The 12365-nt window shown below is 56.4% G+C and carries 12 protein-coding genes; 4 read left to right on the top strand and 8 right to left on the bottom strand.

The annotated features are described in order from the left end of the window. The first annotated feature begins 326 nt into the window (after positions 1-326). Positions 327-2300 carry a PAS domain S-box protein gene (locus HNI00_RS19530; protein ID WP_316788660.1) on the top strand — a complete coding sequence of 658 codons (1974 nt, stop codon included), beginning with the start codon at positions 327-329 and terminating at the stop codon, positions 2298-2300. Positions 2301-2365: 65 nt separating this feature from the next. Here the strand turns inward: HNI00_RS19530 and HNI00_RS19525 are convergent, their stop codons facing one another. After that, complete coding sequence (locus HNI00_RS19525; protein WP_316788658.1) at positions 2366-2599, bottom strand: hypothetical protein; 234 nt, start codon at positions 2597-2599, stop codon at positions 2366-2368. A 115-nt stretch (positions 2600-2714) separates the two neighbouring features. On the opposite strand from HNI00_RS19525, the gene HNI00_RS19520 reads away from it, so the two are divergent. Next, positions 2715-2927: a helix-turn-helix domain-containing protein gene (locus tag HNI00_RS19520; protein ID WP_316788656.1), complete on the top strand. Its 213-nt coding sequence runs from the start codon at positions 2715-2717 to the stop codon at positions 2925-2927. 126 nt (positions 2928-3053) lie between these two features. On the opposite strand, the gene HNI00_RS19515 is transcribed toward HNI00_RS19520, so the two are convergent. Beyond that, on the bottom strand, positions 3054-4793 hold the full coding sequence (locus tag HNI00_RS19515; RefSeq protein ID WP_316788654.1) for a ShlB/FhaC/HecB family hemolysin secretion/activation protein: 1740 nt from the start codon (positions 4791-4793) through the stop codon (positions 3054-3056). A 255-nt stretch (positions 4794-5048) separates the two neighbouring features. Continuing rightward, complete coding sequence (locus tag HNI00_RS19510) at positions 5049-6236, bottom strand: DNA double-strand break repair nuclease NurA (RefSeq protein ID WP_316788652.1); 1188 nt, start codon at positions 6234-6236, stop codon at positions 5049-5051. Positions 6237-6752: 516 nt separating this feature from the next. Here HNI00_RS19510 and HNI00_RS19505 point away from each other — a divergent pair. Then, positions 6753-6971, top strand: a complete 219-nt coding sequence (locus tag HNI00_RS19505) for a hypothetical protein (protein ID WP_068514648.1) — start codon at positions 6753-6755, stop codon at positions 6969-6971. Between the two features lie 59 nt (positions 6972-7030). On the opposite strand, the gene HNI00_RS19500 is transcribed toward HNI00_RS19505, so the two are convergent. From HNI00_RS19500 to HNI00_RS19480, 5 genes are all read right to left on the bottom strand, one after another. Beyond that, on the bottom strand, positions 7031-7870 hold the full coding sequence (locus HNI00_RS19500) for a dienelactone hydrolase family protein (protein WP_316788651.1): 840 nt from the start codon (positions 7868-7870) through the stop codon (positions 7031-7033). A 75-nt stretch (positions 7871-7945) separates the two neighbouring features. Beyond that, positions 7946-8578, bottom strand: coding sequence for a hypothetical protein (locus tag HNI00_RS19495; RefSeq protein ID WP_316788650.1), 633 nt, complete (start codon positions 8576-8578; stop codon positions 7946-7948). A 122-nt stretch (positions 8579-8700) separates the two neighbouring features. Further along, positions 8701-9720: a DMT family transporter gene (locus HNI00_RS19490; RefSeq protein ID WP_316788649.1), complete on the bottom strand. Its 1020-nt coding sequence runs from the start codon at positions 9718-9720 to the stop codon at positions 8701-8703. A gap of 111 nt (positions 9721-9831) precedes the next feature. Further along, positions 9832-10152 (bottom strand): DUF6464 family protein, encoded by a 321-nt coding sequence (locus HNI00_RS19485; RefSeq protein WP_297078057.1) that lies wholly within the window; start codon positions 10150-10152, stop codon positions 9832-9834. 202 nt (positions 10153-10354) lie between these two features. Beyond that, positions 10355-10579: a Calvin cycle protein CP12 gene (locus tag HNI00_RS19480; protein ID WP_316788648.1), complete on the bottom strand. Its 225-nt coding sequence runs from the start codon at positions 10577-10579 to the stop codon at positions 10355-10357. A 443-nt stretch (positions 10580-11022) separates the two neighbouring features. Here HNI00_RS19480 and HNI00_RS19475 point away from each other — a divergent pair, with 443 nt between their 5' ends. Then, positions 11023-12255 (top strand): FIST signal transduction protein, encoded by a 1233-nt coding sequence (locus HNI00_RS19475; protein ID WP_420156401.1) that lies wholly within the window; start codon positions 11023-11025, stop codon positions 12253-12255. Positions 12256-12365: the final 110 nt, after the last annotated feature.

The raw sequence follows: 12365 nt of genomic DNA, 5'->3' as shown, positions 1-12365 counted from the left end.
TTCACTGCCGACCCAGCAGCGGCGAATGAGAATCTCTGACTGCGCTGGGACAACGCCACTTGAGTAAAGGACGCTTATAGAGAGCGTATAGAGAAATTTAGATTGTATAAATTGCAACTCCAGGGCTGTCCTCAGTGTTCAGAATTCCCTCGAATAGGGAATTTTTAAACCAGTCATAAAAGCCAATTTCATTTTCTGTAGGGCTTACGCAGTTGGACGATTTCTCGCGGGCGCAGCCCATGAGAAATCGTCCCAAACCCAGAAAACTCATCGCAAGTGCGTAAGTCCTGTTCTGGTTAGCATCGATCGTGAATCTACCGGTAAATATGCCTGAACAAATTTATCAAGCCTCGGAGTGGGAAACCTTGCAGCAGCGGAATCAAGAGCTAGAGCAGAAGCTGCAACACCTGACGCAAGCCAATCGTGCCCTCATCCAGGAGGTTGAGCAACTCAGGCAGGCGGAAGCACGCCATCGGCAGGTCGAAGCGTCCCTCCAGCAATACGCGAATGAAATTGCCGATTTGTACAATCATGCGCCCTGCGGCTATCACTCGATCGATCCAGACGGCATGATTATCCAGATCAACGACACAGAACTGGCGTGGCTGGGCTATCGCCGCGAGCAGGTTGTGGGTAAGATGCATGTCACTCAGTTGCTAACGCCAGAGGGGATTGCCCGGTTTAATGCGGGGTTTGAGGAGTTTAAGCGGCGGGGCGAAGCAAAAGATGTGGAGTTTGATCTGGTGTGTGCCGATGGCTCTATCTTACCTGTGCTGCTGAATAGCACCGCGGTCTACGACTCAGATGGCAACTACGTGATGAGCCGCTCTACGATTGTGGATATCCGCGATCGCAAACAGTCTGAGGTGCAGTTGCGGAAGGCAAAAGCCGCGCTGGAATCAGTCGTCAAAGAACGCACACTGGAACTTCAGGCGACGGTGCTGCAACTCCAGCGAGAGCAGGAATTTACTCAGGTAGTCGTGGAAAATGTGTCGGATGGCGTGGTGGCCTGCGATGCAGAGGGGCGGCTGAAGTTGTTTAACCGGGCGGCCCGCGAGTGGCATGGCTGCGACCCGCGTGAGGTGCCGCCGGAGCTGTGGGCGACGCTGTATGACCTGTACGAAGCAGATGGCATTACGCCGCTGGCGACCGAACGGATTCCGCTGCTGCGGGCGTTTCAGGGCGAGTCTGTGCGGCAGGCGGGCATGGCGATCGCCGCTCAGGGTCAGGAAACCCGCTACATTCTAGCCAGCGGCGATCCGCTGTTTGACGCGGCAGGGCAAAAAATTGGCGCGGTGGTGGCGATGCACGACATTACGGAGCGGCGGAAGTCAGAAGCGGCGCTGCGCCAGTCGGAAGCCCAACTGAGACAGCGAACCCAGGAGCTAGAAGCAGCGCTGAAGGAGCTACAGCGGACCCAATCGCAACTGGTGCAGAGCGAAAAAATGTCTTCCCTGGGGCAACTGGTGGCAGGCGTGGCCCATGAGATTAATAACCCCGTGAATTTTATCTACGGCAACCTAGCCCATGCCAACGCCTATACACAGGATTTGCTGAACTTGGTTCGGCTCTATCAGCAGCACTATCCCAACCCGGTGCCTGCGGTTCAGCAAGAGATTCAGCACGTCGATTTAGATTTCTTACTCGCAGATTTGCCCAAGCTGCTGTCGTCGATGCGGGTGGGGGCCGAGCGGATTCAGAAGATTGTGGCTTCGCTGCGGACGTTTTCCCGCATGGACGAGGCAGAGTGCAAGGCGGTGGATATTCACGAAGGCATCGATAGCACGCTGATGATCTTGCAAAATCGCCTGAAGGCCAAGGGCGATCGCCCAGAAATTCAGGTCAATAAGCACTATGGCAGCTTACCTTTGGTGGAATGCTACGCCGGCCAACTGAATCAGGTGTTCATGAACATTCTGGCGAATGCCATCGACGCGCTGGAGGATTCCTACGCGCTCGGCCGCTGGAACCCAAACATGCTGCCCAATCTGGGCGATCGCCCCATAGACTCTCCCAGTGGGCCGATGATCACGATCCAGACCGAGCAGGTTAGCCCCAGTTCGATTTCGATTCGCATTGCCGACAACGGCATCGGCATGTCTGCTGCCGTCCAACAACGCCTATTCGATCCGTTCTTTACCACCAAACCCGTCGGCAAGGGGACGGGCATGGGCCTCTCGATTAGCTACCAAATCATCACAGAGCGGCATCAGGGTACGCTGCGCTGCTGCTCAGAAGTGGGCCAGGGCACTGAGTTTACGATTCAGATTCCGGTGATTCAGATTCCGGTGAGTCAGTAAGGGCGATCGCCACCTGGCCTCGCCCCTCGCCTTCGCTGAAAGAGACAGAGGGGCGGGGAAATGCATCAGTCTGCGCTCCGCCAATAGCGCACCAAAATGCGAATGACTTCACCCTGCACTGGCGAGAGCAGCGGCGGCGACCACTCGCCCGCTTCGGCAAAGCGGCGGACATGGAGCTGATGAATGATGTGATTCACTCCTGGCAGCACGCCACAGAGCAAGATGCGGACGGGCTGCTGATCGGGCGCAATCGGAACGGGTACCCGCAGTAAATCGGGTACGGACTTTGGGGTTATCATGGTGTCACCTGTAATAAGGTACAGCGATCGCACTTCTAGCCTCGAAAACTTGAGTGCGATCGCTTTTTGATTAACGACTATTAAAGGATGCAATTGCAGACTTGTCAATACAGGAATGGGGCTAATTCGGCTACGGATTAAGGAGTTTGCCGAGGAGCGAGGCTGGACTCTCAAAGAAGTGGCCGATCGCTCTGACGTAAATTACAAAACGATTGTGAGCTATGTTCGGCGCGATCGCATGGCGATGATCGACTACACTGCGCTTCTGAAACTTGCCCGCGCTTTTGAAATTCCGATCGAAGATTTGGTGGAAGTATTGGAAGAGTAGGGCACGGAAACCAGCCCATCTCCTATACCTATTCTCATTTCTCATAATGACTCGTCGGAAACATTAAGGGCGTGATTCTCTGCAAGCCCCTTCGTGAACGCGCAGCAGACTCATTCAAACTACCCATTAGAACCGATAGTCTACGGAAAAATAGAAACCTCGATCCTGGGCGTTTTCGCCCGCGCCGTCAAATTCGGTGATGGGAATGGCGAAGTCTAGCCGCAGGTTGAGCCGGGGCAGCGCTTCCCACAGCAGCCCCACGCCTACCCCGACGAGAAACGGGCTGTCGTCGCCGTCGCCATTCAGCCAGACGGCTCCCGCATCCACAAACGGCGCAACCTGAAACACCGATTCGCCCGCTTCGTTGCGCCCCAGCGTGATGCGATCTTCCACCGAGACGCGAAAGCCGCTGTCGCCCAGCAGCGCATTTTGCCGATAGCCCCGCAGGGATTGTCCGCCGCCGATCGCCAACTGTTGTGAGGCCGGGAGGCGATCGCCCGAAAGCTGCACATCCGCCTGCACGATCAGCACGTTCCCTGGCTGCAAAATCTGCACCCGCTGCGCCCGTCCCAGCCAATAGACAAACAAACTGTCGCGATCGCTCCCCACATCCGCATCCAGCAGCCCCACGCCCACATTCAGCGTCGATTGCAGCGCCCAGGCCCCCGACGCATCCCGCCGCACAAAATCCTGCCCAAAGGCAATCAGGCTGGTGGATTCACTCTTGAGCAAGAAATTGTCAAAAAAGCGATTGTCGCTAAAAAACGAGCTGCCATCCCGGTGCAGCAGACTCAGCGACAGGGCAAATTCTTCGCGGGGCGTTTTGAACAAGGGCTGGCGAAAGCTGAGTTCATATTCATCGGCGCTGCCGCTGAGGTCGAGGTTTACAAATTCTGGGTCAGTGATGCGATATTCGCTGGGGGCGTAGCGCAGTTGCACCGTGCCGTCCATCGGGTTGAGCGACAGGCGATAGGCAAAGTCGAAGCTGCTCGATCCACCCGTGGTGCTGCGGTAGTAGGTTCCCGAAAGCTCGTCGCCCCAGCCCGTCAGGTTGCGGGCCACCAGCTCCATACCCAGCCGCTCGGAGCCAACGCCAGGGGGCGAATAGTTGTCTACGCTGACAAAGCCGCTGACGGGACGAGCCTCCGTCACGCGCACCACCAGAATACTCTGACCTAGCCCGCTGCCCGCCCGCAGGCTGGCCTCAACGGTTTCAAACAGCGGATTTAGCCGCAGAAGCCGCAGTTGGTCTTCCAGTCGCGCCTGATTCAGCGGCGTGGTTGCCCCCAGCAAGATGCGGCTCCGCACATAGTCCGGATGGAGACGATTGGTTCCTTCGACCTCAATGCGCTCCAGGCCTCCCTCCACAATGCGGTATTGCACCACGCCATCGGCCACAAGCTGGTCGCCCAGAATGGCCCGCGAGGTCAGGTAGCCCTGGTCGAGATAAAGCTGGGTCAACTGGTCGGCAACCTCGCGCAGATCGGCCAGGGTGAGCGATCGCCCTTCGTAGGGCTGCACAATTGGCGCAAAGTCCGCTTCGGTAAACACCGTGCTGCCCAGCACCTCAATTTGCCGAATGGGGATTTGCACTGCTTCATCCGTCGGCAGCGGTTGGGGAAACCCATCAGGAGGCGACAGGATGGGGGCTTGCTCTTCGGGCGACAGGGGAACGGCTGGTAGGGTCGGCGCGGGCAGGCGATTCCTGTAGGGATCGCTTCGCGAATCGCGCTCTGGCTGGGTCGGCGCAAACTGGGGCGGAACCGCCTGGGCCAGGGCGATCGCCCCACCTGACATGCCGCCCCACCGGAACCCCAGCAGCACCCAAACGCCAGCAGCGGCAATGGTCTGCCCAATCTTCTGCATGAATGGCTCTCCTCACGGTGGCTCTCCGCCAGTGTGTACGCTGGAGAGTCCCGACCTCATAGATACCCCTATTGCGGGCCGTTTAGGGATAATCTCTAGAAAATTTTATTGATCCTGAATGTCCGATAGGACTTACGCAGTTGAGCGATTTCTCGCAGGCTGCGTCCGCGAGAAATCGTTCAGAACTTGGAAAACTTGTCGCAAGTGCGTAACTCCCCTAAATAGGTGCGGTCTGGTGGGTGCGGTCTAGTGGGGCTAGCGCCGCCGGGCTTTGCTCACCATCTTGCGAGAAAAGCGCAGATCTAGCCCCTGCTTATCGGCCCATTCTTGCAACAGGCGAAAGAACAACTGGCGATCGCCCACTTGCAGCACCGCAGTCTGATCCGCCGTTTCGATGGCGTAGGGGTAGCCGCCGCCCGCAATCACCTCCGCCCGCACCCAGTCGATCACAGTGTCCGCCAGACCCGTCTCCACCACCCACAGCGGAAGTTCCAGCCGAGCCGGGTAGGTGTCGCGGGTGGTCTTTAAATACGTAAAGGCAATCCGGCGGCGATGGTGTCCATAGCGGCTTAAAATGCCCGGCCGCTCGCAGAGAAACAGCGGCGTGCGATCGCCCCAGCGCATCAGCGCGTTCAAAATCTGCGCGTCGTGAATCGCGTCGGCTGGCTCTAGGTCATACAACAGCCGCAGCATCCGCACCAGGTCATCGGCATAGGACGTGTCGATATAGGCCACCAAGGGCACTCGCTGGGCTTCGCTGGCGTGCAGCAGCGGCAGCAGACAGTCTACGTAAAACTGCTGGTTTGCCTCGTCAAACGGTTCTGCAAAGCTGGCCACCATCGACCCGTCCAGAAACACCAGCGTTTCTTCGGAGAGGTTCTGTAGTTGCTCTTTTCGGCCCTGGATATAATCTGTCAATCGCTGCGTTTCAAGCTGAAATCGACGCATATTCACCCGCCGATCCACCGGGTCGCCTTTGCCGCCCTCGCGCAAATCCTGCGGGGTCATCAGGTCTACCGCCACGTCCTTTTCGTAGGCTCCGCTGGGACTGTGGTGATTTTCATACCAGCCAATTTGCACCAGCGCTACAGGAATCGACAGGTCTTTGCCGGGGTAAATCTGCGACCCATCAACGGCAAAGGTGGTGACATTCAGCAGGCGATCGCGGGCCCAGGCCAAGCTCTGTTCTCGGTTGTCCCACTGGAGTTGGCAGGGCAACACGCACTGCGGCGCATGGGCCAGGCTCTCAATCGGTCGTGCGCCCAAGTCATCGCCCGGATATTGGGCCAGCAAGTGCGATCGCCCCTCGTCGGAAAGCTGAGAAAACTGGCGCAGCGCCGCCCGGTAGCTCTGCAATCGCTGCACTGCCGACTGATCAAACGCGGTGAACTGCTCCCGTCGAGCATCCAGCAGTTGCAAAATCTGGGAAGGCTTGAGCGTCATAGCGAACCTGCGGGGATTGAACTGAGTAATACCTAGATACTAGTCTCAAATCGCGACTTCAGGTCGCCACTCTAGCAGTCCCTCACGCCATTCAGGTTTGGCAAAGTTCAATGATTTCTAGTGAATTCAGTCTATGGAAGTTGATAGAAAACAATCCAAAACCCCAGAAATTCGTCGTAATTGCGTAGCGACTGATTAAAATCCTTCACTCCAAACACTGATACCTGCGTATTCCACGGAGAAAAGCTTGTCTGCAAAGAAAAAATCGTTGAAACTACGGAGTCCCAAAGATTAAAAAAATATAAAAAATAGGATCATTCAGGAATGTCTCTGCTCAGGTTCTCGGAACGCCCGCCGCAAAACCACGGACATGCAAAATCCAAAGAACCTTTTTTGTTCTAAGACCGCGCAACAGTTGCCAAATCTCACTGACATGGAACGCTGAGTCGTCCGCATATCCCCTCAGCCGTAGGTTCATCCAAACTTAGTCCAAGCCTAGATGGAGTCAAGACTCACATGATTGGTAGTACCGTGAATATTGCAGACGTGTTTCGCCTCGCGGAAGACCGGGGCTGCACCCTCCGCATCAGCATGATGGACAATCGCCTTCTGTACTGGGTCGAAAGTCGATACTTTATCGGTCGTCCCTACAGCCAGATGAACGATTTGGTGGAGTTTATTGAAACGCTGCCGCTGGTCATGCCCGGAGAAGCAGCCGCCAACTTCAGCCTTTAGCAGCAGAAGCGCTGGCGTTTCCGATGACTCGATCCAGAGTAGCGGTTCGGAATCGCAGCCTACAACTCGCTATCGGTGTCGCTGTTAGTCTCGCTGTCGGTCTCGCTGTCGGTCTCGCTATCGGTGTCGCTGTCAGTCTCGCTGTCGGTCTGAAGCTGTTGAAAAAGCTGCTGGACTTTTTCCCAGGCATCAGCAGCCGCTTCGGGCCGATAGTCGGGCCGGCGATCGCAGAAGAAGCCGTGCCCCGCACCGTCATAGCGAAAGATGCGATGCGCGATGTAGTTTTCCTGGAGGGTTGATTCGATTTGATCTACCTGCTCTTGGGGAATGCTGGCATCCTCTTTGCCAAAGAATAGATAGATCGTGCCGTTGATATCCGGCGTGTAGCTGACGGTGGGAATGCCGTTGCCGGGACACCAGGTGGTGATGCCCGCCCCGTAGAAAGATGCAGTCGCCACGACTTCTGGCAGCGTCGCCGCCAGATACGCCACATGCCCGCCAAAGCAAAAGCCGATGCAGCCAACACCGCCGGGTTTGACCTGGGGCAGCGTGTGCAAAAAGGCGATCGCCGCCTGGATATCACTCAACAGGTCTTCTCGCTTCGTCTGCTCTTTGTAAACCCGTCCCTGCTTCACGTCTTCTGGCGTGTAGCCCGCCTCGAACCCCGGCGCAAGTCGCTGATAAATGGCAGGGGCGATCGCCACATAGCCCAGCCCTGCAACGCGCTCTGTCACGTCGCGGATATGCTCATTCACCCCAAAAATCTCCTGAATCACCACCACCGCCGGAAACGGCCCATCGCCCGCAGGCATCGCCAGATAAGCATCAATTTGCAAATCGCCGTTGGGAACCTGCACCCATTGCGTCGGGCTAGAGAGGAGTGGTGTCTGGAGGGGCATAGTGAGTCAACCTGATGATGAATCGGGGCTTAATTTCGGATTGGGACTTGAATTAATCTTCAGGACAGCTTTATCCTAATTCTCCAGCTTACTATAGACGATATATCCCCTCAAAACTTCCCACACAGAAGAAGACCAATAGGACAAAAAACTCCTCAGCAAAACAACCTCAACAAATAGCAAAACAACACCCAAAAACAAGAAAATTGAGAGTTCCATTCTCTTAGAAAACTTTCGGGCAAACGCCTTTGTTGCAGATAGGGCAAAAATGGGGAAGCAGATGAGAAGGCTCCTGGACATCGTACTCATAGCCATCATCTTTTCGGCGGTTTTAGGCAGCTTTTCATAGACAATGAGCGATGCATATCGATAGTAGTCAACATCGCCCAGGGGAGTAATTTCCAGGCTATTGTCGATCAGCGCTCGAACCGTTTTTATATCTGGAAAGTCTCTAATAATCCCCTCTAGGACTCCCTCTCCAAACAGGTAGTACAGTGGATAGATGACCGCTCCTGAGAGCCGATGAACGATGATGCCCAACACGTAGGACAGAATCAAAAAAAGGGTCAGCATTCCAAGACCAATCTTGTCATTATCCAGGCTTAAGGATTCTGGTGAGAATAGAAACAGCAGAGAAATGCCGATTAGAAATCCTGGAATCACATAGACCAGTGTGTCGAATAGATTGGACGGTAAAATGCTGTTCACGTCGCTTTGCTGGTTTAACTTGTAAGGCTTCAGGTGAAAGTATAGCGATGGCTTTCGACGATTTTCTAAATCGTAACTTATTTTTTTCTCTTGGAAACAATTAAAGCAAAAACTTCGCGATCTTACTTGGTAATGGACAGGTAAATGCCTGTCAGCACGACCGCAAAGGCGATCGCATCCATCAGGCTAATGGTCTGCGAAAATGCCACCAGCGCCAGCCCTGCGGAGATTATCGGCACCGCCAGCAGCACCACCGACACCACGCCCGCCGAAAATCGCTTGAGGCTGTAGGTAATCAGCCCGTGGCCACCCATTTGCGTCACCAGCGCCAGCCCCACGACGGCCGCCGCGCTCGTTCCGCTTGGGGGCAGGGGCGATTCGCCTTGGAGCAGCACAGTGGGCAGCAGCAGCAGACTGCCGATCGCGCATTCGCCCATTGCCAGCAGGGGCACCGAAAAGCGCGATCGCAACTGTTCCATAATCAAAATTTCGGTGGCAAACAGCAGCGCCACGCCCAAGGCCGCCGCATCCCCCCACAGGCTGTTGTCGCCGCCGCCAAAGTCGTCGATGCCAATGGCGATCGCCCCGACCACCGCCACCATCATGCCGATCAAAAATCGCCTGCTAAACCGCCGCCCCAGCACCAGCCATGCGCCCAGCGTAGTGAACAGCGGCATCATGTGGGTAAACAGCGAGGCTTTGGCAACGCTGGTCTGGGTAAACGACCAGGCCAGCAGCACCAGCGACAGCGCAAAGCAAACGCCCGCCGCCAGCAGCAGCAGCCAGTCCGAAACTTTTGGTGGATTGGTCTTACGAAGCTCCGGAATCAAATCGGGCTGGCGCAATGCCTGAATGCCGTTTAGCGCAGCAAAGACGATCGCCGCGATGATCAGACGATTGAGGGCGATCGCGTTGGGACTCATCTCGCGCCCCGCCGCCACAAAAAAGATAGATCCAATGGAAATGCCCAATAGGGCCAGCCCCAGCGCTGCGGCCGCCTGCCAGTCTGCGGGTCTGCTTTGTCCGGCCTGGCCCGCCGGAGACTCGGCCGCGGCCTGCCATTCCAGATCCGTCGAGCCGACTGCCGAACCTGCCGCCAAATCGGTCATTTGCGGCTCCAGATTTTGTTCTGCGTTACTCAAAGTTGCCCGACCGCCTGCTGCCTGCCTGAACCTTACGTTTGACTTTTGCACTATAACTTCTGCAACTTCTGCACTATAGAGCAATTCGCTTCAGGAAATTGTGCGCGTTGCTCAGGAATCGAGCATCACCGACTCATCGGGAATCACCGGGTCGTATTGTCGGCAGCCTTCGCAGGGGCCCGACGGGTTGATGGCGCAGCGGAGGTAGCGCGATCGCGCGTTGTAGCGACAGGTAAAGTCTCCAATCAGCAGCCCGATGCCTTCGATGTAGCGCAGGTCTGGTGTGGGCTGGAGGGCGGGGAGTCCTCGATGGGCGATCGCCTCTAGCGCATGGCGCAGTCGCTCTTGAGCCTGGGCATCGGCTTGTCGCATGATCCAGAGCGACACCAGCGAGGGGGTGAGTCCAATCATCAAAATGAGCAGCGCAACCATCACAGCACAGCGTTTGAAAAAACCGAGTGGTAAAACCGAGTTTTCTTCATGCTAATGCCAGACGGGGCAAAAGGCAGAGGGCAGAAACAGCAACGGGCAGTGAGAATCGAGCGGGCGATCGCTCTTTATCTCACTGCCCATCACCAAAGCTTGCAGAATTACAAGCCAGCTTCAGGCGACTTCAATCCAAAGCAGCCTGCTTTTAGTTGTCGTAGACGCGGCACTCTGCGGCTTCGGGGTTGTCGTCGCAATATTGCTCCAGCGAAGTCTTCTCTACTTCCCTGTCGCGCTGGTGGGAGGCTTCTGCCTGAAGTTCCTCAACCGCATCCCAGGCGGCAGCACACTCGGCAGATCCGTCGCCCTTGAGTTCACAGACTTCGCGAGCTTCTTGGCGCTCTTGTTGAATTTTGGCTTGGATATCGCTCATAGATTTCAGTGGCTCTAAAGTTGCAAATTTGATTCTAGGGTTCGAGCTTCAAGCTCTACTAAGGAGCATAGGAAACATCTAATCTGAGAGGCATCCAATCTGAGACGGATCTGAGCAGCAGCGCTCAGAACAGGCATCTCGGTAGAAGGCATCCAGACAGATCGTGCGAGGAACCTCTCGGTAGCAGGCCGGTATCCTTTTTCTTAGAGTACCCTGAGGACGGGAGCCGTCAAGAGAATGGCGGGAATGTCTTAAGGTCTTAAGGCAAGGGGTCTGTCTACCTAAAGTTGGAATCAAACAGGTTTTTGTCTCGTCTCCATGCTAGCAAGCGATCGCCCTTTCCCGTGGGTCGAGATATCCCGACTGTCCCATTCGGCACTACCATTTTTCTATGAGTAGCTAGTTGTCACTGATACGAGGGGGAACTGCCCGTGGCTGACACGATGCGATGGGTCAATGCATTATCCACGCGCCCGTCTCTAGAAGCGGCAGTGCGAGAAGTGGTAGCGCGATCGCAGGCGCAGTTGGGTTCCCCTGCCGATCTGGGATTGGTCTTTATCTCATCCACCTTTGCCAGCGAATATCCCCGCCTGTTGCCCCTACTGAGTGAGGCGCTGGATTTGCCTGTGCTGGTGGGCTGTGGCGGCGGCGGCATTGTGGGAATGGCCGGCGACCCGATCCAGGAAATCCGGGAAATCGAAGGCGAAACCGCCCTCAGCCTCACCCTCGCCCGCCTGCCAGGAGTCAAGCTCCACGCCTTTCACCTGTCTGCGGAAGACCTGCCCGACCTGGATAGCCCGCCTGATGCCTGGGCTGAGTTGGTCGGCGTTGATCCAGCCGAACAGCCCAACTTTATCCTGATGGCGGAACCGGTGTTTTCTAGCATCAACGACCTGCTGCAAGGGCTGGACTATGCCTATCCCGGCGCAATCAAAGTGGGTGGTCTGACAGACGGCAGCGGGATGGGGCATGGCAACCTGTTTTGCAACGGCAAGCTCTACCGAGACGGCGTGGTGGGCGTGGCGCTGAGCGGCAACCTGGTGATGGAAACCATTGTGGCGCAGGGCTGTCGCCCCATTGGGCAGCCGTTTCGCGTGGTGGAGGGCGATCGCAATATTATGATCAAGATTGCACCAGAAGCCGCCCAACCTGGTTCCACCTCCGACAGCACGCCATTGGAGGCGCTGCAAGAGCTACTGCAAGACCTCAGCGAAGAAGACCGGGAACTGGCCCAGCATTCGCTGTTTGTCGGCATTGCCCAGAGTGAGTTCAAGCAGCAGCTCGAGCAGGGCGATTTTCTGATTCGCAATTTGCTGGGGGTCGATCCCCGCGCTGGGGCAGTGGCCATTGGCGATCGCGTCCGTCCGGGCCAGCGCATCCAGTTTCACCTGCGCGATGCCGATGCGTCGGCGACAGACCTGGAAACCCTGCTGCGCCGCTACCAGGCCCAGTCTGGGCAAACGTCTGCTGCCGGAGCGCTAATGTTCTCCTGCTTGGGGCGCGGCGAAGGGCTGTATGGCAAGCCGAACTTCGACTCCACCCTGTTCCGACGCTACATCACCCACGCGCCCGTCAGCGGCTTTTTCTGCAATGGCGAAATCGGCCCCGTCGGCAGCACAACGTTTCTGCACGGCTATACATCGGTGTTTGGCATTTGCCGCGCCCGACAGGCGTGAGGGGGAGGGGGTTGGAAGGTTGTGGGGGCCGTGTAAGGGGTTTGGTTTTGGATTTTGGATTTTGGATTTTGGATTTTGGATTGCTGGTCGAGAGCGTTACTTAAGCGCTA

This window comes from Thermoleptolyngbya oregonensis NK1-22, from assembly GCF_032705245.1.
Taxonomy (GTDB): domain Bacteria; phylum Cyanobacteriota; class Cyanobacteriia; order Elainellales; family Elainellaceae; genus Thermoleptolyngbya; species Thermoleptolyngbya sichuanensis.
The sequence above is the reverse complement of the archived record's forward strand: the minus strand, read 5'-3'. Positions and strand labels throughout refer to the sequence as shown.